Origin of the sequence: Halotia branconii CENA392 (assembly GCF_029953635.1) — a bacterium.
Lineage (GTDB): Bacteria > Cyanobacteriota > Cyanobacteriia > Cyanobacteriales > Nostocaceae > Halotia > Halotia branconii.
In genome coordinates, this window is sequence record NZ_CP124543.1 from 3,114,544 (window position 1) to 3,138,843 (window position 24,300).

Annotated in this window: 23 protein-coding genes and 1 tRNA gene; 6 read left to right on the forward strand and 18 right to left on the reverse strand. The window is 41.9% G+C overall.

Annotation, left to right across the window (positions count from 1 at the left end):
• Window positions 1-75 precede the first annotated feature (75 nt).
• The 3 genes from QI031_RS13610 to QI031_RS13620 all read right to left on the reverse strand — a co-directional run bounded on the left by QI031_RS13610 (window position 76) and on the right by QI031_RS13620 (window position 2,972).
• Window positions 76-1,515, reverse strand: a complete 1,440-nt coding sequence (locus QI031_RS13610; RefSeq protein ID WP_281485661.1) for a TldD/PmbA family protein — start codon at window positions 1,513-1,515, stop codon at window positions 76-78.
• Between the two features lie 93 nt (window positions 1,516-1,608).
• Window positions 1,609-2,790, reverse strand: coding sequence for an AI-2E family transporter (locus QI031_RS13615; protein ID WP_281485662.1), 1,182 nt, complete (start codon window positions 2,788-2,790; stop codon window positions 1,609-1,611).
• A 110-nt stretch (window positions 2,791-2,900) separates the two neighbouring features.
• Window positions 2,901-2,972 (reverse strand) — tRNA-Thr (locus QI031_RS13620).
• A 33-nt stretch (window positions 2,973-3,005) separates the two neighbouring features.
• Here QI031_RS13620 and QI031_RS13625 point away from each other — a divergent pair.
• The 3 genes from QI031_RS13625 to QI031_RS13635 all read left to right on the forward strand — a co-directional run bounded on the left by QI031_RS13625 (window position 3,006) and on the right by QI031_RS13635 (window position 4,663).
• Window positions 3,006-3,263: a DUF3493 domain-containing protein gene (locus QI031_RS13625; protein WP_281485663.1), complete on the forward strand. Its 258-nt coding sequence runs from the start codon at window positions 3,006-3,008 to the stop codon at window positions 3,261-3,263.
• Window positions 3,264-3,584: 321 nt separating this feature from the next.
• Window positions 3,585-4,154, forward strand: a complete 570-nt coding sequence (locus QI031_RS13630) for a Crp/Fnr family transcriptional regulator (protein ID WP_281485664.1) — start codon at window positions 3,585-3,587, stop codon at window positions 4,152-4,154.
• A gap of 83 nt (window positions 4,155-4,237) precedes the next feature.
• Window positions 4,238-4,663 (forward strand): ester cyclase, encoded by a 426-nt coding sequence (locus tag QI031_RS13635; RefSeq protein ID WP_281485665.1) that lies wholly within the window; start codon window positions 4,238-4,240, stop codon window positions 4,661-4,663.
• A 134-nt stretch (window positions 4,664-4,797) separates the two neighbouring features.
• On the opposite strand, the gene QI031_RS13640 is transcribed toward QI031_RS13635, so the two are convergent.
• Window positions 4,798-6,489 carry a DUF1565 domain-containing protein gene (locus QI031_RS13640; RefSeq protein ID WP_281485666.1) on the reverse strand — a complete coding sequence of 564 codons (1,692 nt, stop codon included), beginning with the start codon at window positions 6,487-6,489 and terminating at the stop codon, window positions 4,798-4,800.
• A gap of 548 nt (window positions 6,490-7,037) precedes the next feature.
• Between QI031_RS13640 and QI031_RS13645 the strand changes: the two genes are divergently transcribed.
• Window positions 7,038-7,574 carry an alpha/beta hydrolase gene (locus QI031_RS13645; protein WP_281485667.1) on the forward strand — a complete coding sequence of 179 codons (537 nt, stop codon included), beginning with the start codon at window positions 7,038-7,040 and terminating at the stop codon, window positions 7,572-7,574.
• On the opposite strand, the gene QI031_RS13650 is transcribed toward QI031_RS13645, so the two are convergent.
• The 8 genes from QI031_RS13650 to QI031_RS13685 all read right to left on the reverse strand — a co-directional run bounded on the left by QI031_RS13650 (window position 7,571) and on the right by QI031_RS13685 (window position 16,142).
• Window positions 7,571-7,768: a hypothetical protein gene (locus QI031_RS13650; protein ID WP_281485668.1), complete on the reverse strand. Its 198-nt coding sequence runs from the start codon at window positions 7,766-7,768 to the stop codon at window positions 7,571-7,573. The two genes, QI031_RS13645 and QI031_RS13650, sit on opposite strands and share 4 nt — an antisense overlap.
• Window positions 7,769-7,774: 6 nt before the next feature.
• Complete coding sequence (locus QI031_RS13655; RefSeq protein ID WP_281485669.1) at window positions 7,775-8,386, reverse strand: low-complexity tail membrane protein; 612 nt, start codon at window positions 8,384-8,386, stop codon at window positions 7,775-7,777.
• Between the two features lie 80 nt (window positions 8,387-8,466).
• Entirely contained in the window at window positions 8,467-11,613 is a 3,147-nt protein-coding gene (infB, locus tag QI031_RS13660; RefSeq protein WP_281485670.1) for a translation initiation factor IF-2, read from the reverse strand.
• Between the two features lie 138 nt (window positions 11,614-11,751).
• Window positions 11,752-11,910 carry a hypothetical protein gene (locus QI031_RS13665; RefSeq protein WP_281485671.1) on the reverse strand — a complete coding sequence of 53 codons (159 nt, stop codon included), beginning with the start codon at window positions 11,908-11,910 and terminating at the stop codon, window positions 11,752-11,754.
• A gap of 188 nt (window positions 11,911-12,098) precedes the next feature.
• Window positions 12,099-12,368 carry a YlxR family protein gene (locus QI031_RS13670; RefSeq protein ID WP_281485672.1) on the reverse strand — a complete coding sequence of 90 codons (270 nt, stop codon included), beginning with the start codon at window positions 12,366-12,368 and terminating at the stop codon, window positions 12,099-12,101.
• A 149-nt stretch (window positions 12,369-12,517) separates the two neighbouring features.
• Window positions 12,518-13,789, reverse strand: a complete 1,272-nt coding sequence (nusA, locus tag QI031_RS13675; RefSeq protein WP_281485673.1) for a transcription termination factor NusA — start codon at window positions 13,787-13,789, stop codon at window positions 12,518-12,520.
• Between the two features lie 157 nt (window positions 13,790-13,946).
• Window positions 13,947-14,408, reverse strand: a complete 462-nt coding sequence (rimP, locus tag QI031_RS13680; protein WP_281485674.1) for a ribosome maturation factor RimP — start codon at window positions 14,406-14,408, stop codon at window positions 13,947-13,949.
• Window positions 14,409-14,693: 285 nt separating this feature from the next.
• A complete protein-coding gene (locus QI031_RS13685) occupies window positions 14,694-16,142 on the reverse strand; it encodes a hypothetical protein (protein WP_281485675.1) in 1,449 nt (482 codons plus the stop codon).
• Between the two features lie 228 nt (window positions 16,143-16,370).
• On the opposite strand from QI031_RS13685, the gene QI031_RS13690 reads away from it, so the two are divergent.
• Window positions 16,371-17,117 carry a peptidoglycan-binding domain-containing protein gene (locus QI031_RS13690; protein ID WP_281485676.1) on the forward strand — a complete coding sequence of 249 codons (747 nt, stop codon included), beginning with the start codon at window positions 16,371-16,373 and terminating at the stop codon, window positions 17,115-17,117.
• Window positions 17,118-17,148: 31 nt separating this feature from the next.
• On the opposite strand, the gene QI031_RS13695 is transcribed toward QI031_RS13690, so the two are convergent.
• The 5 genes from QI031_RS13695 to QI031_RS13715 all read right to left on the reverse strand — a co-directional run bounded on the left by QI031_RS13695 (window position 17,149) and on the right by QI031_RS13715 (window position 21,228).
• Window positions 17,149-18,042: an SDH family Clp fold serine proteinase gene (locus QI031_RS13695; RefSeq protein ID WP_281485677.1), complete on the reverse strand. Its 894-nt coding sequence runs from the start codon at window positions 18,040-18,042 to the stop codon at window positions 17,149-17,151.
• 104 nt (window positions 18,043-18,146) lie between these two features.
• Window positions 18,147-18,992, reverse strand: coding sequence for a Uma2 family endonuclease (locus QI031_RS13700; RefSeq protein WP_281485678.1), 846 nt, complete (start codon window positions 18,990-18,992; stop codon window positions 18,147-18,149).
• 29 nt (window positions 18,993-19,021) lie between these two features.
• Entirely contained in the window at window positions 19,022-19,801 is a 780-nt protein-coding gene (locus QI031_RS13705; RefSeq protein WP_281485679.1) for an ABC transporter ATP-binding protein, read from the reverse strand.
• Between the two features lies 1 nt (window position 19,802).
• Window positions 19,803-20,807, reverse strand: coding sequence for a FecCD family ABC transporter permease (locus tag QI031_RS13710; protein WP_281486020.1), 1,005 nt, complete (start codon window positions 20,805-20,807; stop codon window positions 19,803-19,805).
• Window positions 20,808-20,820: 13 nt separating this feature from the next.
• Window positions 20,821-21,228 (reverse strand): hypothetical protein, encoded by a 408-nt coding sequence (locus QI031_RS13715; protein ID WP_281485680.1) that lies wholly within the window; start codon window positions 21,226-21,228, stop codon window positions 20,821-20,823.
• Window positions 21,229-21,482: 254 nt separating this feature from the next.
• On the opposite strand from QI031_RS13715, the gene QI031_RS13720 reads away from it, so the two are divergent.
• Window positions 21,483-23,417, forward strand: a complete 1,935-nt coding sequence (locus QI031_RS13720) for an iron uptake porin (RefSeq protein WP_281485681.1) — start codon at window positions 21,483-21,485, stop codon at window positions 23,415-23,417.
• Window positions 23,418-23,600: 183 nt separating this feature from the next.
• Here the strand turns inward: QI031_RS13720 and hisIE are convergent, their stop codons facing one another.
• Entirely contained in the window at window positions 23,601-24,251 is a 651-nt protein-coding gene (hisIE, locus tag QI031_RS13725) for a bifunctional phosphoribosyl-AMP cyclohydrolase/phosphoribosyl-ATP diphosphatase HisIE (protein WP_281485682.1), read from the reverse strand.
• Window positions 24,252-24,300 lie beyond the last annotated feature (49 nt).

Here is a 24,300-nt window from a genome sequence, read left to right on the forward strand (position 1 = left end):
GGGGTTAGGGGCTAGAGTGGTATATTAGAGGCTAAGATCCCCGACTTTTTAGAAAAGTCGGGGATCTTGTAGTTTTCAACCGCCTCCGCCAAAAACTTCGACATCAGCAAATACACAAACAGGTGAACCATGCCCTACACAAATAGCCTGATTTGGTTCACCTTTGCCACAGTAAGGAGTGCCGTACATTTGCCAGTTGGAGGCATCACCGACTTGAATTAGGCTGTGCCAAAATTCTGGGGTTGTAGCTCGATAATTGGGATTACGGAGGGTTTTAGTAAGTTTGCCGTTTTCGATTAATTTGGCATACTCACAACCAAACTGAAATTTGTAACGGCGATCGTCAATTGACCAAGATCGATTAGACTCCATATAAACGCCGTGTTCTATGTCGGCAATTATTTCTGTAAAACTGGCGTTTCCTGGCTCTAGATTTAAGTTAGCCATGCGGTCTATTGCAGGACGATTCCATGAGCAAGCACGGGCGCAAGCTACCCCTGGTACATCTGCTCTGGCTTGACTTTCTAGGCTACCTAAACCCCGCTGAAGTACGCCTTCTTTAATCACATATTCTTTTGTAGCGACAGCGCCCGTATCATCAAAAGCATAGCTGGCAAATTCACCAGATACAGTCGGATCAAAGGTAATGTTCATTAATGGCGAACCATATACTAGTTTGCCAAAATCAGTTTTATTGACAAAGCTGCCACCGGCGTAGTTGCGCTCATCTCCTAAAATGCGGTCAATCTCTAAAGGATGACCGACACTTTCATGGATTTGCAGCATCATTTGGTCTGGGGCTAAAACTAGTTTGGTGCGTGTGGTTGGGCATTCTTGGGCGGTCAATAATTCTATTGCTTGTTCGCCAATTTGCTGTACCCGATGCCATAAATTCTCTAGTTGTAAAAGTTCCCATCCACCTTGGTAACAGTTGGCTTGCCAACCATTATTAGTGCGTTGCTGCACAATTCCCGCATCTTGGGCAATAACTCCGTAATGGGTTCCTAAAGAAATAATATTTTGATAGACTTCTGAGCCGTTGCTGCTGACAAACCAAGTTTCTCGCTCGATAGTATTAGCGCTGGCGGTGGTTTGGACAATTTTATCGTTAACTTTCAGCGTCTTGCATACGCGAACTAGTAAATCGTTGATATCTCTAGGGCTGAGAGCATCCAATGGTTCTAATAATGGAGAGTTATATTCACCGATGACTTGAGGGCGTTCACTTTCACCAAAGGGATATATCCACCATTCACTGGCTGCTAGAGCTTGTTTATAGGCTGTTTGGGCTGCGATTTGTAAAGATGGTAATTCTAAAGAATTAGTGGCTGCATAACCCAGACAGCCATTAACCATAACTTCTAACATTGCTCCAGTGGTAGAGGTTTTACCGTTGGCTTGGGGTAAGCCGTCTCGAACATAACGAGTAGTAACGTTTTCTTTGACGGCTCTAATACCAATCCAATCAGCAGGAATTTTAAAAGTAGCGATCGCTTTTTTCAGTTCAGACCACATAATTTAATAAATGGGGCATGGGGCATGGGGTATGGGGCATTGGGCATTGGGCATTGGGCATTGGGCATAAGTTGCCGAGAGGTTCTAGGTTATTTAGTAGACCTGTTCCTTTTCATCTGATTTTGATAATTGTTGATTATCTGAGGTTTTTGGCAATTCGTAAGTAGTAACTTTCTCTTCAGCTAAGAGTTTGGGACGCAAATAAAGATTTTCTAAAACTACAGCTACACCGGCAACCCAAGGCGGGACAATCACTGCACCGATAATACCTAAAACTTGTGTTCCTCCTAGCACAGCTAAAAGTTGATATAACGGATGAACTCGCACTGAAGAACCTACCAGTAATGGGTCAAGAACATAACTTTCTAGATTTTGAATAATCACAAATAACAGCAGTACCCAAAGAAAAGTCAATCCCCCTTGAGGAATAGCCACAATCAAAGCTGGAACTGCACCTAATATTGGCCCAACAAAGGGAATTAAATTTGTAAATCCAGCAATTACGCCCAGTGCTAAGGCAAACTCTGACAATCCTAAAAAACTCAAACTTAAGGTGATGACAGAACCTAAAATAGCCGAAACTAAAACTCGACCTTGAACGTAACCACCCATCCGTCGAGAAATGGGTACAACTTGAGCTGCAAGGCGTTCGTCCCAGGGTTTAGGAAACAGTTTTACAAATCCTTGAACTAAATTTTTGCTACCACCGACCATGTAGCCGGAAATGACTAAAGCCAAAATCAGATTAACTACGCTACCTAAAATGCCACGAGTCAAGCCAAAAGAGCGCACAAGTAACTGTTGACTAGAACGAAATAACCAATTGGTCAATGCTTGAATATCAAAGAACTGTTCTATTGTTTCTATCTGAGTAACTCCCATTCGTAGAGCTAAATTTTCAGTCCCTGTTCGCAAGTTCTCTAAATAAATTGGTAATCTACTACCTAATCGCTGAATTTGCTCAGAAACAGATGGACCGATGATCAAACCTGCTCCAATTAATCCAGCAATCAGGCTAATGTATACTACAATTACGCCTAGCCAACGGGGCAAGCGCAATCTTTCAGCAGCGTTAACGATAGGCGCAATCGCCGCTGCTAATACTACCGCAATCATAAAAGTTACAAATAAGCTACGCAATTGCCACAGTAATATGGACAAAAAAACAGTGACAACAATTAGCAAAAGATTAGATAAATAAACAGTCTGACGTTTTTCGAGCATAGGGCATGGGGCATAGAGGATGCGATCGCATATTTTGTACCTTAGAATCAAAATAATAAGTCATTTTATTATTTGGGCGATCGCATTTATTGAGAGGATGTAATCGCTAATTAGTGATTTAGGCGATCGCTTCTAGAAATTTTTATGCAACAATCTTACAAAGCCGATGGCGGGATTTGAACCCGCGACCGCTCGATTACGAATCGAGTGCTCTACCACTGAGCCACATCGGCGCACACGGCTAACGATTATAGCATTATTTACTCATGGTCGAACCAAATCCTAAAACTCGTCTTACTCCTGAACAATATGCCCAGCTAAAAGCAGAAATGGCAACTCCCTATCGCGGCTTGCGACAATTTATCTATCTGGGTTGTGCTGCTTCTGGTTCAATTGGTGCATTTGTCTTCTTTTTCCAATTACTTGCTGGACGAAATGTTGATAGTGCTTTGCCTAACTTGGCTTTGCAAGTAGGAGTAGTTGCTCTGATGATATTTCTTTGGCGTTGGGAACAAAAACGGTAAAAACGGTCTTAAATAGATACAATATTCTTCAAAGTAATTAACTTTTTTATAAGTGATGCAATATAAAGAGAGAAAAATAAAAAAAATATTAGGAAATCCGAAAATACAAAAATTTCTGAGAATAATAGAAATTGTTCAAACGGGGTCAGCCAATATAAAGACCCTGAATATAAACCCATAACATTCAAATGGGGTTAGCTAGATTTATAAACCCCAAAGTTAAAAAAACTCACAATGTTTGAAGCGTCAAGATTACAATGTTAGTCTTGGCGCTTTTAATTTTCTAGCTACAAACTCTATAGGTTACATAATATTGGTCAGATGTATGAACCGTTTTATGAATTTATTCGGCAGTTTTTGCCTGAATTTAAAATTGACGTAACTATTGTTGAGCCATTGCTAGAGTCCAGAAAAGTTTATAAGGGAGAATTTTTGTTTCGGGAGGGTGATGTTTGTGATTTTGTTGGCTTGACGTTGAAAGGTTGTTTGAGAACATTTTTCCTAAAAGATGCAAAAGAATTTACTCTGTTTTTCCATTCTGAACATCAACCGCTAGGTGACTACGAAAGTTTCTCCAAGCAACGACCGGCATGTTTTTCCTGTCAGGCAATTGAAGACTCTGAGGTACTGCTTATCAACCATCAGGTATTGCAAGTTTTTGAAGTAGCACCAGATGGTCAAAAATTCCTTCGACTTTATGCTGAAAGCCTTGCATTCATGTTACGAGATAAATTGCTTTCTCTTTTTAAGGATACTCCTGAACAGCGTTATCTCAACCTTATTCAAACTGAACCTTTAATCTTGCAGCGCATTCCTCAATACTATTTAGCATCCTATCTTGGTATTGAGCCAGAATCCTTGAGTCGATTAAAACGCAGAGTCCATCACTAAAAGGCTTCTTAACTCAAGTTAATGCAGGTGAAGGGCTTAGGAGGTAAATTCACAATGGAACACTTCAAACACAAAAACTTGCAATGTCATTAGAACAAAATAAGTCCATTGTCCTGCAAGCCTACCAAGCATTTGATGTAGGAGATATCGAAAAAGGTAAAGCATTTATCGCTCCAGACATAAAAGGCTATGTGATGGGGAGAAATCAACTCAAAGGTTCTGATGCCTTTTTTGAATATGCACTGATGATGCGTACTGCTTTTCCTGATGGTCGCCACACTTTTGAAGATGTGATTGCTGAAAGTAATCAAGTTGTCACCCGTGGAACGTTTAGTGGAAATCACTCTGGAGGATTTATGGGTATTTCCCCCACAGGAAAGCAAGTCATGTTTTCAGTTATTCATATTGATCGTGTCATGGATGGTAAAATTGTAGAACATTGGGGGCAAGGCGACACAATGGCGTTAATGCAGCAGTTAGGTGTAGCAACGTGGTTGATAAAATTTTAGCCTTTTTCTCTGTGTTCTCTGCATCTCTGTGGTTTGGAAGTAACTTGTTTAACCACAGAGGCACAGAGCAACCAGAGTCAATAAGAATTTTTTGACAACAATCTTACCTACCTTGACAAGGCTAACCCTAGCCCTTATGGAACTGTTACTAAATAGGGTGAGGGAATGGGTTGGACACGTCCAGCATTGACTAGTGCTTGATAAACAAAAGCAGCAACTTCTGCCCTAGTTGCTTCACGATTCGGATTGAGTTGCTTAGCTGTGGGATAGTTGACTACTAATTGTCGTGTAGTCGCTGCTGCTACGGGAGCAGTTGCATAATTAGGAATCTGGCCACTATCAGCGTAAAAGGAAATCACACCTGGATTACTCGCTGTTAAGCCTAGACCATTTGCCAAAGAAACTAAAGCTTGCACTCTAGGAATTTGCTGCTGTGGTTTAAATGTACCACCAGGATAGCCAGAGAGAAATTCACTTTGGTAAGCAGATTGAATTGCAGCATAAGCCCAAAAATCACTTTTCACATCTTTAAAATCAATCACTGAGCGTTTAGCTGGTGGTTTTAAGGCTTTGGTGACAATTGTGGCAAATTGGGCACGAGTTACAGGTTCGTTAGGCTTAAATGTACCATCAGGAAAGCCAGCGATAATATTTTGGGAAGCTAAAGCTTCGATGTAGCTTTTTGCCCAGTAACCTGTGGGTACGTCTTTAAAGGCGACAGGGCCTGAAGGTGGCTCAACAGTGGCTGCAACAAAATCTACTTGACCAGAAATCTTTTTTTGATCGATATCGTTACCAATAGCGACAATCGTATTAGTCTTGGTAGCATTGTTTAAGTCATAACGAGTGTTACTGCGAATTAGATTACCACCAGGATCTTCGTTAGTACCAAGGTTGGGTAGAGCATTAACAGTTGCAACAATACCATCTTGAGTATTGTTTTGGATTACATTCTTACGCAGTACGGGTTGAGCAGATTCTGAGATATAAATCCCGACTTTATTTTGGATAATCTGATTTTCGGCAATTAAAGGTGTAGAAAGACCACCAATTGCCAAACCAAAACCAGTATCTTGAAACAAGTTATTGCGAATTTCTCCTTGGGCAGATTTAGCTACTGAAAGCCCATTACCTTTGTTTTGTACAAAGACGTTACTTTCAATTTTGGGATTACCTGTACCCGTTATAAAAACACCTTCTCTACCGTTGTTAGTAAAGGTACTGTTTTTGACAACAGGATTGGTTGATTCCACCCATACACCTGTACCTCGTTGCGTCGGGTTAGTAACTGTAACGCCTGTGATAGTCGTATCTTGGTCGCCAAGAATTGTAATATCTTGTCTGGCAAAAGTACGACTGGTGTAAAAGCCACTACCTGTAATTAATGTTGCTTGACCTTTATTAGCTTCATCACCTTGTAGTGTCAACCCTGGTTTAAGCAAAATTGGAAATTGTTCTCCGCTTTCACTGTTATAAGTGCCAGGTGCAAGTTGAATGATTGTACCTGGTTGGGCTTGGCTAATGGCGAAGGTGATAGTTTTATAAGGTGTTGCTTGTGTTGTACTAGTACTAGCAGTATCTGCACCAGTGGTTGGGTTTACATAAATCACTGGTGCTGTTGTGGGAACTTGCGCTACTAAAGTTGGGGCGATCGCTTCTTGAGTGATAATACCAGCATTCACTTCCCTAGACAGTAGTGTAGAGCCAGTAGAAATCAATAACAAAGCCGTGAGTCCGGCTCTTAGGGGGAACTTAGATCGAATAAGAATATTAGAAAGAGGGCGAAAATTTTTTGCTGAAGAACAGTGCAAACTCCGGTATTTCATTTTTGTGTCTTGATGTGCTGAATAACAGTTGGTTACATAGGGTTGTATAAAACAGCTGTCAAGCTGTAAAACCCATGCAAAACTATACCGGATGACCAGCATTTAATCAGCTATGTTTCGCAAGAAAATACATAAATAATTTTATTTTGCTCACAAAATTTTACTAAGAGCAACTACGGGATCAGGCGATCGCTCTACCAACACCTAATTTGCAACGTGATATACATTAGTTAATTTTTCTTTAAAAATTTTATTACAGCGTTTTTCAGATGAATAGACCACAGTGAGCAAACCAACCCTAAACATCGTTGGATGAGATTCAATACTTTTGGGTTAAGGATTATAGCGGTTTTCTGATGAATGAAATACATCACTCTAGCCCCTAGCCTCTAGTTCCTAGCCTCTTTTATTTCTGGAGTGTATTCCACGCAACCGAGAAGCGCTATAAATAAAGGTTTCTATACCTAGCAATACCTATAGTCGGATGCTGTAAGCAATGGTGTTGAAATATCATTACAGCAAAAGCAAAGCTTCTAAAAACAAAAAAAATGCATTGCCAATTTTTATCGCTGCATCAGGTATTAATTTTAATTTTCGCTAGCTCTGTTATATTTTTTAGCAATCCTGTCTTTGCTGCTGAACAAGTAGTACTAAAGTACGGTATATTCCGTGAATCGCTGGCTGTAAAGGAGCTATCAAAGTTTGGCGAAACTGGCGAACTTTCAAGGTCACTACGAGTTAATTTAGCTTTAGCGCGACAAAACCCTAGAGACATTCGCCAGTATTTGACGACACCAGTGCAGGTAAGCCCTGTATTTTTAGATAAAGTTTTGAATAGCCAAATTGGTAACGTGATACTCGATGAGCTGAGTCAAGTTATTCATACGCCATCCCGTAAAGCTGACAGACAAGCTTTGCGCTCGGCTTTAGTGCTTTCTGCGAGTCAAGATCAACAGATGACACTGCTAGAAGTAATTCAAAATTATCCCACAACAGAGGTAGAAGTTGAAGGAGAACGCCTAGAGAATGCTTACCTTCTACTGCGCCGCTTGCAAGGCAGTCTCCAAGATTTAATCAATTTTTAATAAGCTAAAGTTTCTAAAGTTTCCCGTAAATAGCGCTGTACTTGCTGATCTAGACGCAAATCTTGTAATTGAGCAGTGCTTTCTAATTGCCAACGCTGAAAACCGGAACTAGCAGCGATCGCGTATTTGAGATTGTGCCATATTTCGCTATCACAAAAAAGTTGGCGATCGCTAGAAGCTTTAATTTTAGCCATAGTTTCTCATTCCTTGGTTTTTACTTTAACAATCCGCTGGGGCAAGATGTTATTAACCCGCACCCCTAAAATTGTGAAATCTTGCTTAATCTTTTCTAAAGATAATGGTTCTATGGCAGCAAATTCTGTGTCATTAGTCACTAAAATCCGCGCTACACTCACGGGAATTTGTAAAAATAGATTACATGCTAAAAAACATAAAGCCGCTAGCAATAAACCTAAAATCCGCCATTGGGGTAAAAACTTACTAATACTAATGACTTGTGGAGCAATTTGATAGATCTCCCATAGCACGCCGATTAATAATATAGCTGTCACCAAGGACAGAATACGATTAAACTTTGTATTAATTAAACAGAGAATTTTGCGTTGCTGTTCAGTCAAGTTTTCTGGTTTGAGAGCTATTCCCAAAATTGCAAATATATAAAAAGGGCGGCGTAATTGCATCCATAAAAGTGGTAAAACACCGATTGTCCCTACTAGACATAGCTCTATCCATACTGGCAAAAGTGGCTTACCTACGGATAGAAACAATAAACACATGATTAACAAAATGGGTAGTGTCGCTAATCCAGCGATATGAATCCATAAGATAGGTTCAGAGCGAAATGACCGCATATAGCATTTAGAAGTGAGTGATGAGCAGTTAGGAGTTACTAGTATTTAACTCCTAACTTTTAAGCATTTTACCCTCAGCACTATTTTGTCAATGTTAGGGTACGACGCTTAGTTACCATTTGGTAGGCTTCGATGATGTCACCTTCAGCCCAGTCATGGAACTTATCAATACCAATACCACATTCGTAGCCGGCATTGACTTCGCGTGCATCTTCTTTCATCCGTTTTAGGGAGTCCAAGACCCCTTCATAAATCACCTTCCCGCCACGACGCACCCGCACTTTGCAGTTGCGAATCAGCTTGCCAGATTGAACGTAGCAGCCAGCAACAGCACCACGGCCAACAGGGAAGACAGCACGGACTTCGGTTTGTCCCAAAGGTTCTTCTACTAACTCTGGTTCCAGCAGACCTTCTAAGGCTCCTTGGATATCTTCTAAGAGTTTGTAGATGATATTGTATTCCCTTACATCGACACCAGCTTCGTCAGCAGCTTGTCTGGCTCCACTAGCGTAGGTAGTGTTGAAACCAATAATTACAGCGTTACTAGCAGCAGCTAAGTCGATGTCTGTCTCGGTGATTTCTCCAGCAGTAGCCAACAACATCCGGATTTGGACTTCGTTTTGCGGGATTTGTCTGAGAGATCCCACAATGGCTTCCACCGAACCTTGTACGTCTCCCTTCAAGATCAAGTTGAGTTCTTTTAACTCGCCTTCTTGTGCTTGAGCTGAGAGTGTTGTCAGGGTAACGCGTCCTTGTAAGAGGCGAGATAGGCGCTGTTTGTCGGCGCGATCGCCTGCTAAAGTTCGTGCTTCTTTTTCGTTAAAGAAGACCTCGAAATCATCGCCTGCTGCGGGTACATCACTTAAGCCCAGCACCTCGACGGCAAAGGAGGGACTAGCAATATCTACTCTCTTACCTCTGTCATCTACCATTGCTCGGACTTTACCAAATGCCGAGCCAGCTACTAACATATCACCCACATGCAAAGTACCATTCTGAATTAGCAAGGTCGCAACTGCTCCTTTTGCTTTGTCCAGATGCGCTTCAATCACAGTACCTCTAGCTGCACGATCTGGGTTAGCAGATAGTTCTCCTACTTCTGCTACCAGCAGAATCATTTCTAAGAGCGTATCTAGATTCTCACCCTTGATAGCGCTCACAGGAACCATGATTGTCTCACCACCCCACTCTTCTGGGGTGAGACCATAGTTAGTCAGTTCTTGTTTTACTCGGTCTGGTTGTGCCCCTTCTTTGTCAATCTTGTTGATTGCTACGACAATTGGCACTTCGGCAGCTTGAGCGTGGCTAATGGCTTCAATGGTTTGAGGTCTAACACCATCATCAGCAGCTACTACCAAAATAGCAATGTCTGTCACCCTAGCTCCCCGTGCCCGCATAGCTGTGAAGGCTTCGTGACCAGGAGTATCTAAGAAGACTATCTGCTGTTTTTTGCCATCATGTTCTATATCCACATGGTACGCCCCAATGTGCTGGGTAATACCACCAGCTTCGCCGGCAGCGACTTTGGTTTTGCGAATCGAGTCGAGTAAGGTAGTTTTACCGTGGTCTACGTGACCCATAATTGTCACCACTGGCGGTCGACGATGGAGGTTTTCTAGATCTTCTACGTCGATCATTTCAGTGACTTTGCGGGCTTCTGCTTCTGGTTCAGCAGTTTCGACTTCTACTTCTAGCTCTTTGCCTACCAAAGTAATTGTCGGAACATCCAGATTTTGGGTGATACTCACCGCCATGCCTTTGAGGAACAGGATTTTGACAATCTCTGTATCGGCTACACCCAAAACATCAGACAGTTCTTGCACTGTCATTGGCCCCATTACCACCACTTTTTCGGGACGCTCGTGTTTGGTCTCAACTTCTTGGTGACGACGATTTTGATCGCGACTGGAGTTTCTTTTTTTGTTTCTAGTGGTAGGAGTACTAGCAAGGGTTGTACCAGCTGCTGATTGTGTTGGTCGTGTTGCCTTGGGCTTGGGAGGACGAGCGATAGAAAGACTAACCTGGACAGTAGCTGGTGTGTCTAGATCTTCATCATCTAACAGATCTTCTTCTTCAAAATCTTCCTCAAGTATCGGCTTGACCCGCTTGCCTTTTACAGCTCCTTTGCCAGCCTTTTCTTTGACTTCGTCTATGATTTCCTCTTCTTGCCACTTTTTCCCACCTTTAGCCAGACGAGGTGGTGTTGGGCGTTTCAAATCGAGGAGATCTGGTGTGACTACATCATCACCTAGTTCCCCTTTTCCAGCTCCCCCTGGCATTGCTCTTGGTGGAGTAGCGGTCGGTATTGCTCCTACAACTTCAGATGGTCGTACTGGCCTACTAGGCCGTTGTCCGTCTCCTAAAGGTACTGGTCCTGGTGGTCTATTACCCCGATGTTCCGGTTTGACTGGTGATGGTGTAGGTCTAGCCTGTTTTTGAACTGGAACCTGTGGCGCTTCTGTCTGTGTCGTTGGTTTTGCCACTCTAGGCTTAACTTGGTCACGTTCGTCTTCGACACGTCGTGAGCGTTTGAGAATTGGCTTTTCTGCTTGACTTGAGTGATCAATGACGGCAGATTTTTCTCCTTCAGGTCTTGCAGGCGGACTAACTAGTTGCGGTTTTTGGGGTTTGTCCGGTTTTGATCTGTGTGGAGTTGTTTTTTCGGGTTTTTCTGCTGCTATTGTTCCGGGGATATTTTCCACCGATTCTTGTGTATTAGTTGCATGTTTTGCTTCTGTAGTAGCAGGTTCTGGTACGGTCTCAGATTGATTCCGGGGTACAGGTCGAGTTGGTGCCGTCGGCTTCATGGGTGAGACAGGTGTAGCGAAAGGTCGTGGAGGTGAAGGAGAATTATTAACTTCAGACGAAGCAACTTGATTGTTGGTAGCGGCTGACGCCTCTGGGGCGTTGGAGGTATGATTTCTCAATATTTTGGGTTTGCGAATTTCCAAAATTTGCTGTTTGTGAGATGGAGCAGGTTGGTTGCGGGAGCCACTTTGTGGTGAATTTGGTTTATAGCTAGTTGTACCTAGTTCTTTTTGGGGCACCACATTCGTAGCTACTAGTTTTTCGGCAGCCGTCCGGATGCGTTCTGCCTCAGAGTCTGAAATTGTGCTGCTATGGCTTTTGACCGCGATATTGAGCTGGTCGCAAATTGCTAATAGCTCTTTATTATCCAAATTCAATTCCTTTGATAATTCGTAGATTCTAACTTTGCCGTTGGTCATCCACTCTTCCCCTTTAATTTACAGTTTTTTAGCGGATGGTTGCCTGGGAGTGCGACATCTCCATCCTTTGATTACTGTTTTTAGGTTGCCGTTAAAATTTTGCCGGTGCCTCCAATCAGGAAAGAGAGATGTTTCGGTTTAATGTTGGCATTTCCACCAAGACTGATGGTTGATAAAAACCCATAAAATTTTTTCATTGAAAAAGTTTTTATGAGCATCCTTAATGCCAAGTTGCGCCTGAGCGCTACCAGGTTGCCATTCTGTAGTTTTTTGTTTTGCTGATTCTGAGTCTTCCACAACACAATCGAGTAAAACTTGTTGGGGGTACTGCTTCGTTTCTCTTTTTTTATAAAGAGCCGCTTGCTACTACACCCATTTACTATTTTGGCACTAACCCTAACAATTGCAGAGGGTGTGATCAGAGCGCGACTAGTTCGGCTTTTGCACAAATCCTCTGGGGATCACTGCCACAAGGTTATTTAACCTTAAACTTGATTTTGGGGATTGCTTTGGGCTAGATGTTGCCACAATGTTTGATACAGCGTTTCTGGCACTGATGCATGTAGCGATCGCCCTAGTCTATTTTTTTTTTGAGCTGCTTGCAAACAGCTCATTTGCGGACAAATATAGGCAGAACGCCCCATGCCCTGATCTAATTGTACCTTCCCCGATGGAAAGACGCGGACAATCCGCCAAAAGTCTTGTTTTAAGCCAACTTTGCGGCAACTGATACAACGCCGATAATTCGGTTTCATTGGTCTTTGTTGACCTAAGGTTAGCATTTTAGTTGTGGAAATAAAGTTGGCAAAACCAATCTTTACTTAATATCCAGTTGCCTTAACCCAAGTAATTATTCAGACTTGTATTAAAGTTAATCGTAACAGAACTCCACAAGGCTCATAAATTACTCGTCATCACTAGTGTCAAAAGATTCATTATCTAGTTCATCTTGATTTTCATCTTCTAGTTCATCAAATTCCATATCATCTTCCTCTGGTTCATATTGGGTACGTGCAGCAGCAAACTTGGCATCTTCTCCGGCATAATCATATTTTGCTTTGTCTTTAATATCAATTTTCCAACCAGTGAGACGGGCGGCCAAACGGACATTTTGTCCTTCTTTACCAATAGCTAGACTCAGTTGGTCTTCTGCCACCAATACGTGAGTTTGTCTAGTTTCAGGGTCCATCAAGCGGACTTCATCAACCCGTGCTGGACTCAGGGCATTGGCAATATACGTTGCTGGGTCTGGAGACCAGCGAATTACATCTATTTTTTCCCCCCGTAGTTCATTGACTACTACTTGGATTCGCGATCCCCTCGCTCCAATACAAGCTCCAACAGGGTCTACATCGCGATCAAGGGTATCTACAGCAATTTTAGTTCGAGGACCTACATAACGGGAAGGAGGGTTAGCCTCCCTGGCTACGGCAACAATCCGTACCACTTCATCTTCAATTTCTGGGACTTCGTTAGCAAATAAATAAACTACTAATCCTGCATCAGCACGGGACACTAACAGTTGTGGCCCTCGTTGTTGACCTTGAGATACTTTTTTAAGATATACCTTAAATGTAGCATTTGCCCGATAATTGTCGTTGGGTAATTGTTCTCGTTTTGGTAATTCAGCTTCGACTTCTGGCTGACCAAAGTTACTGATTACTGCCAAAATTACTGATTGCCTCTCAAAACGCAAAACTCTGGCTTGCAGTACGGTGCTTTCCAAATCTTGAAACTCTTCTTGCACCATTTGGCGTTGCTGATCCCGCAGTTTTTGTGCCAATACTTGCTTAGTTTGCATTGCTGCCATGCGACCAAATTCTCCTTGGTCTGGAGTTACATCCAAAACGACAGAATCTCCCAATTGTGCTTCGGGAGCTACTTGTTGTACTTCCTCTAAAGAAATTTGATGGTCGGTGTTATCAACTTCTTCAACGATACTTTTGGTAGAAAGAACCCGAAACCCTTCGTTTTCAATATCAAGTTCTACTTCAAAGTTTTCAAAGTAATCTTCATCGAACTGTTTTCGTTCCAAGTTTTGGGCACGACGATAACGTTCATAACCTTTAAGTAATGCTTCTCTAATAGCTGATTGAACCGCTAAACGAGGTAAATTACGTTCGCGACTTATACTTTCAATTAATTCTTTTAATCCTGGTAAACTAACCATTGACATAAATATTCTCCTTTAAAATCAGGGGCTAGGGACTAGAGATTAGAGACTAGGGATTAGGGTAGAAATCACGCATCAATAACTGGGGATCAGAGAAAAGTTTGACTCTAGTCCCTAGCTTTTAGCTTCTACTTTTAGTCTCTAATTCCTAATTCCTCGTTTATCGGCGCTCGTCTAACTGCACCCTCGCAATTAGTGAACGAGGGATTTGGATTACACGACCTTTTTGATTTAAGTAAACTGCTGTTTCATCCCGGCGAATTAACTGACCAGTCCACTGTTGCTGTCCGTTGTATGGTTGGGAAGTAAGGATGACTACAGGAAATCCTTTGAAGGAAATAAATTCCCTATCGGTTACTAATTGCCGTGAAATACCAGGACTGGACACTTCCAAGACATAAGCATCTAAAATGATTTGCGCCGCATCTAAAGAGGCTTCCAAAGCACGGCTCATTCGTTCGCAATCATCCAAACCAGTGTCTTGCTGAAGGTTGCGGATATCTACCCGCAGTACTGGGGGACGTTGGTTTGTGTGAAAAACGATGCCAACGACTTCCAAGCCCAGTTCTTCTGCCACTGGTGTCGCCAAATCTATAATTTGTGGGACTAAGGGATGAGTCATGCGAAAATTCAATAAAAAAAGTGGGCGTTGACCCACTTCCTGCGATAGGGATATCTTCCAAGAAGTCTTGTGACGAACCAAATATGGTTCACCTCATTTTGAGTTTAGCGCATTTCTTTAAGAGTCAATAGTTTTTGGGCATGGGGCATGAAAAGGAGGAATTGGGGCAGGGTGCGGGGTGCAAGGGGGATGAAGAAAAATTACCTATTTCTCCCTGCTCCCTGCTCCCCTGCCTCTTGTCTCCTCTGCTCCCTGCACCCTGCCTCCCTGCTTCTGCTTCTCCTGCTACATTTTTCTGGTTTGTGAAAGAGTAGCGCCTCGATTTACTAAAGGCTGAACGGATGCTTGGGTTTTGATTTGTCTTGTTTGCTCCAATATTTGGTCTATATCTTCTTGGGACAAACGCTGAACGTAGTTGAGTTTAATTTCTTCTAAGAAGTCAAAAAGTAAGCTTTGAATTTGTGAAAGGACGTGTTTGTTCTGAACTTCTGCTCCTAAGGCTTTGCTGAAGTGTTGCACTAGTTGACCAGAGAGTTTTGCACCTACGGGATCTTCGACGGCGCTGACTAAAGCATTGTATAAGTTGGTGGCGATTTGAGTTGCCAGTTGTTCACTCAATTGGGTTTCTATTTCTCCTACACCGGGAAAATTTTGGAGATTGCGGTAGACAGGTACTTGCTGGAAGACTGTTGCAATATTATGGCGCAAAATGGCAACAATATCTGGTTGGATTTTGGGTAGTACTTGGTAAACGACGGTTTGCACGAAAATACCTGCGATCGCTTCCACTTCATTGATATTATTAATGTCTATATAAGGACGCAAGTTTTCTTGTTGCGATAGCCAACGAGTCAACTCACCTCGCTGAATCGAACCTTGGATCTGATTAATTACTCTAATTACGACAATTTCTGTAAGTTCTTCAGCAAAATTGGCGACAATTCCTTGATTAATTTGTTGCCGCAATGACTGAAGATTGAATACCCGCGCTTGGTCAAGGCGAATTAATACAGGTATGATTCGTAACCATCGCCAAAAAGGTAGCAGTAGGAATAAATCGTACCAACGCCACAATATTGCATTTACCCAGCTAAAACTTGGATGGCTGCGCCGGAGATAAAAGGAACGCGCCAGCAACTCTGCACCAAACAAAATCACAAATGGTAAGTCAATTAGCCAGAAATCATCAATAAATTCGCCACTTTCGCCGATTTGGCGGTAGTAGTTAGAAGCAATCAATGGACGAATTTTTTGATTGAAAAAATTAATTTCTGAGATCCAGCCTTTTTGTGTTAAGTAAGTCTGACTCCAAAAAGTAGCAAAGGCAGTCTTTGCCGATTTTTGCCTAGTGCGATCGCGTATCCGGTTTTTGATTTTTTCTAGAGTACCACTTTTATCGATTGCCGCAAATGGATTACTGTCAATCATCTCTGTGCTTAGACGGCCAAGCTCCTCCAACTTAGTTTGAACTTGTGGTGATTGTAATCCTGTCTGGCTAACTTGTTCTTCGAGTGAGTTGACTGTTGCTAAATAGTTTTCCGTTTCTCTATGAGGTTCAATACCCTTAATTGGATCATAAATCTGAGTAACTTGAGGAAGTCGTCGCCAGTAAAAATTTCGCCAGGGTATGTAACTTAAATTAAACAAAACTAAGCATAGGTTGACTGTAGCAATAACTGCCATCAACCTCTCAAAATAAAGGTTTCGCAGTTTTAGAGATTTTCGATTAGTCATTTTTAGTTTTGGATTATACAACGGTTACTATAACGCTATCCCTAAACCAAAATACGTCTATAGACAGATAGCAAAAATCTTGATTGAGATGGTATCTACATTTAACCAACAGATATTCAATTAATCAAAAATCATGAATAACAAAGAAAAAAACTTTAAAGAAACGTAAAATGCATCTGTGAACGTTTATATAATGCTGATTCAAGCCAAAGTAAGGAGTTTTCAACTATGTGGTGTGGGTTTAGAAAACCAAATTCAATTATTACTGCTACCTGCTTGATAACTGCTAGCGTAGTAATTTCAAGCACGACTTTTGCTGTTCTTGCGCGTAATTATACGCCACAAGAATTTCGTAATGTGTTGCGGGGATTAGGCTATAACGTTGAAGTCACAAATGCGCCTCTGACTGATGAGGCAACCAAAAAGGCAATTCGTGAATTTCAAAAGGGTTATAAACTAGGTGTTGATGGAATAGCAGGGCCAAAAACTCAAAATTTTGCTGGAAGCATCGTCAAAATTCTGCAAGCAAATCTAAATGCGGTGCTTAAACCAAATCCTCCTCTGCCCCATAATCAATTTTATAGTTCCCGGACAGAAGAGTTAATCAAGGAGTATCAGAAAAAAAATCAATTACAGGAAACTGGAATTGCTAATTTGGCACTCCGTCAACAGTTGAATCAAGAAGCAAAGCAAGTGATTACTCAGCCTGGCAGTAAGCCATCGCCTCAACCTACAGCAACACCAACCCCAACCCCAACCCCAACAGCGACACCAACCCCAACGGTAACGCCAACTCCAACAGCAACACCAACCCCAACCCCAACCCCAACAGCGACACCAACCCCAACAGCAACACCAACTCCAACGGTAACGCCAACCCCAACAGTGACACCGTTAATAATACCAACTCCAACGGCGACACCGACGGCGACACCAACTCCAACAGCGACACCGACGGCGACACCAACTCCTTAAAACATCAGCAAAAAATTATTACCCCAAGATTTTAAATCTTTTGATTTGGTTCTTCCATAGGTCTTCCTTTGGGCGCGGGTAAAATTGGACGGCGGTCGTCGTAAGGCATAGGAATGTATTGAACGGTGGGTCGTCCTCCTTGTGGTTGTGGATACAAATCCATAAGATCGTAAATTGAACGGGGCAGTCCAACGGTTATGGGCAGCCCCATTTCTGTTGCTTCCTCTACAGTGATGGGGTAATCGTGAGTAACGCGTCCGGTTGTCAAGGCTTCGATAATCGGTTCAATATTTTCAGGCAAAACTTTTTGTTTAGGTATGCTATCTTTGAGCAAAGTTCTTACGAAGCGCTGCACTTGTTGAATTGCTTTGCCTGAAAGGTCTGCCATAATTAGGGTTTGGTCGTCAATCTCACTGATGGGTTTATCTTCAACAACTTTCAAAATACTGGCTGCTGGATAGTTGCCTAACTGAGGGTCAACTGGTCCTAATACAGCATTAGTATCCATAATAATTTCATCAGAAGCGAGGGCTAGCATTGTACCACCACTCATTGCGTAATGTGGCACAAAGACTGTAACTTTTGATGGATGGCGAATTAATGCTCTGGCGATTTGTTCGGTAGCTAAGACCAAACCACCGGGAGTGTGTAAAATTAAATCAATGGGAACATCTGGCGGGGTGAGGCGAATTGCCCGCAAGATCTGTTCTGAATCTTCGATAGTAATATAGCGCGATAGAGGAATCCCTAGTAAGCTGATAGACTCTTGACGGTGAATTAGCAAAATCACCCGACTTTTGCGTTCTTGCTGGAACTTTTGTAAGGCGCTTAAACGCCGATATTCCATTTGCCGCTTTTGCCAGATTGGTTGCAGTGAAGAAAGAAGGAGAAAAATCCAGAATAAATCACCTATACCAAAGCTCATGATATTAATTGTGCATAATAACGATTGTCGTCACTAATTGTGACAAGTTTTGAGCGATCGCAGCTCTACCTAGAGGTCTATAAGGATACCTGAAATGAGAATAACTAACCCAATTCATCAGGATTCACACCTAACTGACGCAAACGTTCTGCTAATTTTTCAGCTTTTCTTTTTGCTTCTGTAGCTTCTTGTTTAGCTTCTATAGCTTCTTGTTTAGCTTCTATAGCTTCTTGTTCAGCAAGAATAACTCGTTCAGTAGCAGCAGCAGTTTCTTCCGTGGGTTCACAAATCAATTTTCCTGCTAAAGTGAACCACCTTAACCACAATCTTTCAATATCTCTAAATGACCCTTGCCATAAGCCTAAACTTAAATCTATCTCTGGCATCAGCAAGCGTCCATCAGTTAAGGTCATCGCTTCATAATGACCACCTACTAATTGAAATGCTCTCAGTTCATTGGTATAACGACTAAAAACAACATAGTAGGGAATCCGCAAAATTTGTTCATAAACTTCCCATTTGCTAGGAGGTTTATTTGCTGCACTTTCTCTATTTGTGCCTAAATCTTCGTCTTCCGTACCTGGAGATAATAATTCAACAACCACAAAAGGATTTGCTGGTTCTTGCCAATTTACATAACTTAATCGTAAGTCATGTCCTTTGTAGAGTTTTTGTACTCCCACCACACCAAACCAATCTGGGCGTTTGTACCATAAAGGATGCTGAAGGTCATAATAAAGATTGAGGTCAGCGGCACTATAAACTAGTTCAGGATTCCAGTTAGTTGGTTGAAAAGTTAAATATAAAAGTAAGGGTTGTAAAAAATGAAAATCGTCTGGCAAACCTGGTTCCTCTGGGTTGTCGCTGGGTAAATCATACATGGTTGGTAGGGTTTCCCAAGGAGGACGCGGCGGGTCAGATTGAGGAATGTAAGAAGTATTGTAAGTCAAGTCGCTTCGCTCCAATTAAAAATTAAAAATTAAAAACAAGCAGAAATTGCACAAACTTGTAAGCCGACAGGCGTGTGAATGATTACAGATTCTACCCCAAATACTTGGGCTATGGAGTTTGGTGTCAGAACTGCTTCTGGTCTACCAACTTCCCAAAGCTGACCTTGTTTTAATAAAGCAATCCGAGAACTATAACGCGCTGCCAAATTCAATTCGTGTAAAACTGTGACAATTGTTAATTCTTGTTGTTGATTTAAATTTTGTAGTAATTCTAATAATTGCAATTGATAGTTAATATCTAGAAAAGTTGTAGGCTCATCTAATAATAAGACTTTTGGCTCTTGCGCTAGGGCTAAAGCTAAAAAAGCCCGTTGTCTTTCACCACCTGAAAGTTGTTCAACTAAGCGATCGCTCATTTTTTCTAGTTGCGTTTTTTTGATTGCATCGGTAACTTTTTGCCAATCTTCTGTTGTTAGTTCCCATTGCCACCAATGTTGATGTGGTGTACGTCCTAAACTCACTAATTGTCGCACAGTTAAACCAACAGGAATTGTTTGTTGTTGTGGTAACAATGCCAATTTTTGGGCAACTAAATTTGGAGGTTGAGAATGAATAGCTTTACCATCAAGTAACACTGTTCCCTGTTGAGGAGAAAGAATACGACTAATCAATTTAAGTAATGTTGATTTACCAGAACCATTAGCACCAACTAAACTCAACCATTCTCCCGTTTGCAGAGTCAGGTTAATATCTTGGACAATTGGTATTTTGGTATAACCACCAGTGAGATTTTGTAATTCGAGTGGCATTTTACAATTTACTCACTCCAGCAGAACGACGATAAAGTAACCAGATAAACAAAGGCGAACCTAATAAAGCAGTCACAGAACCTACTGGTAGTTCTACCGAGCCTAATCTAGAAAGTAAATCGGCAAAAGTCAGCAACCATGCACCAGCAAGAGCTGAAAGTGGCAAAACAAAGCGATGATCTGTACCCACAATCATCCGCACACCGTGAGGAACCACAAGACCGACAAATCCAATTAAACCGCTGATGCTAACTGCACCGGCGGCTAGTAAAGTGGCAACACCACCAATTAAAAGACGCGATCGCGTTAACGAAACTCCTAACCCGACAGCCAAATCATCTCCCAAAGCCAACACATTGACTGATCGCGCCAGCAAGCATCCCCCCAGTAAAGCAATAATAATATAAGGGCCAGCCGTGGAAATTTCTTTCCAACCTCGTCCATTTAAGCTACCAACTAGCCAACTCAGAGCAATTTGAATTTTACCGTCTTCGGCTAATAGCAGTAATGTACTTTGGATTGAACCTAACAAAGAACTGACTGCGACTCCACCTAAAATCAATCTTTCAATAGAAATTCCCGATCCTGCACGACCAAGCAAAATCACTACAGCCGAAGTCAAAATTGCTCCCAACCACGCCGCGAAAGGAATCGCTATTGGGAATATCTGCCAAACTATCATCAAAATCACCACGAGTCCTGCACCAGCGGAAATGCCCAAAATAAAAGGGTCAGCGAGACTATTGCGTAACATTCCTTGTAGCAGCGCCCCTGACATTCCCAAGGCAGCACCAACAATTATTGCTGCGGTAATCCGTGGGAGGCGTAAGTCCCAAATAATTGTCTGTTTAATGGGATCGCCTTGATGGAGAATGGCTTGCCATAATTCAGCAACACTTAAAGGTACTGCACCTTGAGATAAGGAAAGCGCTAGAGTTATCACTAATGCTGTACCGAAAAGTAAAATAGCCCAGAATATGCGCTGTTTAGTAAAAACTGTCTGCAATTGCTTAGTCACATCACGATAATTTGAGAAGTGCAGTTGAGTAACAGTAGAGGCTAGGGCGTGTTTTCAAACTAGAACTGTAGGTTGGGGAGCCACTGCGTTGGGGAGACAGCGCCGTGGTGTTAGCGTAGCGGTAGCGACGCAGGAGCGTCGGCAGTCTGGTCTTGGAGGTTTCCCCCATGAGGAACTGCCGAAAGGGTTTCCCGACTTGAGGCGACTGTCGTCGGTTCTGCCGACTTGTAGACGCTTCTGCGGCTACTCTGCGAGTTCTTTGAAGGAGTACCCGCAGGGTAGTAAGTGGCGTTTGACGTAAGGAACCCAACAAAGCAACTTGAACGTCTACATTTTTCCATACTTTTGCGTAAGTCCTGTACTGTAGTTCAAAGCACGAGAGTAATAATCCAAGCAGATAGCAAAACATATAGAGTTATTTCTATATTCTCCATAGAATACTTTTGATAACGCTCCTACCCGTGTACTTAATTTGTCTAAAAAATACTAGCAATTAAAATTATTATAATGGTTTATCACTCTAACAATAAGAAATTCAAATCTTTCTGAAAAAACAAAAATATTTATTTGATACAAAAATATATTCTAATAAGTAAATAAGTAAGTAAGTATTTTCAATTTTAAATTTACTTATTGATCAATAGTTGGGTGTGAGGAAATACCGTGAAAGCAAATCTGCTACTAACTTCTGTTAATGGCGTAAGTTTACTGTGCTTATTGGCAGGGTTGTCGCCTGTACAAGCGATACCTGCTGGTAATGAAAGTCAATATAATACTGAAACTTTCAAACTAGCCGAAAAAATATCTCATGTGAAAACTCAAACTAGTTTCAAAATAAGGAATGAAAATGATCAAACTTTTTCTGTTGAGCAAAAATTGATTTCGTCAAGAGATATTGGCACAAAACCAGATTCACTTATTGCGAATAAACAGCGACAAAATACTAACTTAGCACTCAAGATTTCTGGTGATTCCTCACCTCAATCTGCTTTAACGAGAGCAAACACCATTGCACAAGTTACATCTGTATCGCAACTATCTGATGTGCAGCCCACAGACTGGGCTTTTGGTGCTTTACAATCTTTAGTTGAGCGTTACGGTTGTATTGCTGGCTATCCAAACAGCACCTATCGAGGCAACCGTGCCTTGACTCGTTATGAATTTGCCGCTGGTTTGAATGCTTGTTTAGATAGAGTCAACGAGTTAATAGCTACGGCAACTACTGAGTTAGTAACAAAACAAGATTTAGCCACTTTGCAAAAACTGCAAGAAGAATTTGCTGCTGAATTAGCAACATTGCGGGGTCGAGTAGATGCTTTGGAAGCTCGCACAAGTGAACTAGAGGCGAATCAGTTTTCTACAACTACCAAACTCAATGGAGAAGCAATTATCTCAGCCATTGGGGCTACAGGAGGCGCTCCGGGTAGGAACGACCCCAACATAATTTTAGTAAACAGAGTGCGGTTAAATCTTACCACCAGCTTTACAGGCAAAGATTCACTCATCACTGGGTTGCAAGCTTATAATTTCCTGGGTGGTGTGGATGGAAGCGGTAGCCTACAAGAGAGTTTGGGATTAGCATCACCATTACTCAGTGCTAGCAGCGCTCGTACCAGCTTTGAACCTCAATTTCCAGGGGTCGATCCTAAAACTTTGTCAGGTATAAGTGCAAACTCTCTTCAGCTTTACAAACTGCTTTACATATTTCCTGTCGCTGATAAATTAACATTGTTTGCTGGAACTGCTGCTGAAGTCTCCGATGCTTTTCCTACCATTACACCTTTTTATGGTGAAGGACAAGAAGCGATTTCTCGCTTTGCAAGTTTGAATCCTGTGGTACGTGTCTCTGGCGGTACTTCTGGTTCTGGGCTAGCATCTGCTGCTGGCTTTATTTTTCAGCTTTCCAAGCAATTAGATTTTAGAGCTTTATACGGAAATGCCAATGCCAACATACCTCAACTAGCTGATGACATTCAGCCAGGAATTTCTGGCACACCCTTGGGATCTGGCGCGTTTGGAGGTAGTAGCGTCATAGCAGCCCAATTGACTTTTAGACCAAGTAGTTCTATCGATATTGGTCTCAACTATGCCAATAGTTATCACGAAATCAATATTTTAGGTACAGGATTAACCAGTAGTGACGTTGGTTCTTTAATCGGGCCAGGACTAGATCTGGGTACACCTGTAAAATTAAATTCTTTTGGTGGAACTGTCACTTGGAGGTTTTCGCCAAAGATTGCCTTTTCTGGCTATGGCGCAGCATTTTTCGTTGATGATTCTTCTGGTGCTGTTGATGCTTCTACTACCTTCACCAGTTGGATGGCAGGTATTCATTTTAATGATTTATTCCATCAGGGAAATAATGCGGGCATAATTTTTGGACAGCCACTATATCGCAGCGATACCAGCGGTGTAGCTCAGCTTGCGCCTGATGGGGCTAATAGAGCAGTTCCTTACCACCTAGAGGCTTATTACCGCTTTCGGATAAACGACAATATCAGTATTACCCCAGGTGCGTTTGTCTTATTTAATCCTGAAAGTGATAGTAATAATGACACGACAACTGTAGGTGTACTTCGTACCACTTTCACGTTCTAAATCAAAACAAGCAGGAGTTAGAAGTTGTGAGTTTCTTCTTCATCTTCTCCTGCTCTCATACCATTTCACGAAAAATTTGATGTAAATTACTTTTTTTACTCCCTCTGCCTCCGGTCACTGAGCGAAGCCGAAGTGCTGCTTCCCCTGCTTGCCTAAATATATCAACTTTAAAGTAAAACGGTATTACTTCCGGCGTTCTTGCAACTTGCGATAAACTGCTTTGATATCAACTTGATGATGCGCTAAAGCTACCAGGGTATGATAAAACAAATCTGCAACTTCCCTGGCGATCGCATCTGCGTCATCATCTTTACAGGCCATTACAACTTCTGCGGATTCCTCACCAATTTTCTTCAAAATCTTATTATCACCACCTGCCAATAACTTACAGGTATAAGAATTTTCATTGGGATGATCGCGGCGATCGCATATTACATCAAACAACTGTGATAATGTATCTCCTGGTGGAGGGGCAATTTTTCCTTCTATCTGATGAAAACAACTGCGTTCACCAGTATGACAGGCAATATCTCCTATTTGCTCCACTCCAATTAACAAAGCATCACTATCGCAGTCATAACGAATACTTTGCACTTTCTGAATATGACCAGAAGTCGCTCCTTTGTGCCATAATTCCTGACGGGAACGACTCCAAAAACAAGTTTCTCCCGTTTCTAAAGTCTTTTGCAGCGATTCTTGATTCATCCACGCCATCATCAAAACAGTACCATCCAAATAATCTTGGATAATTGCTGGCACTAAACCCCGTTCATCGTAGCGAATTTTTTCAACAGGGATGGCTTTGTGCAATGAATGCTGTTTAATAGAAAACATACCAGCTGATTTGATCTAATGAGAATGATTCTATTGTTTCACAATATCA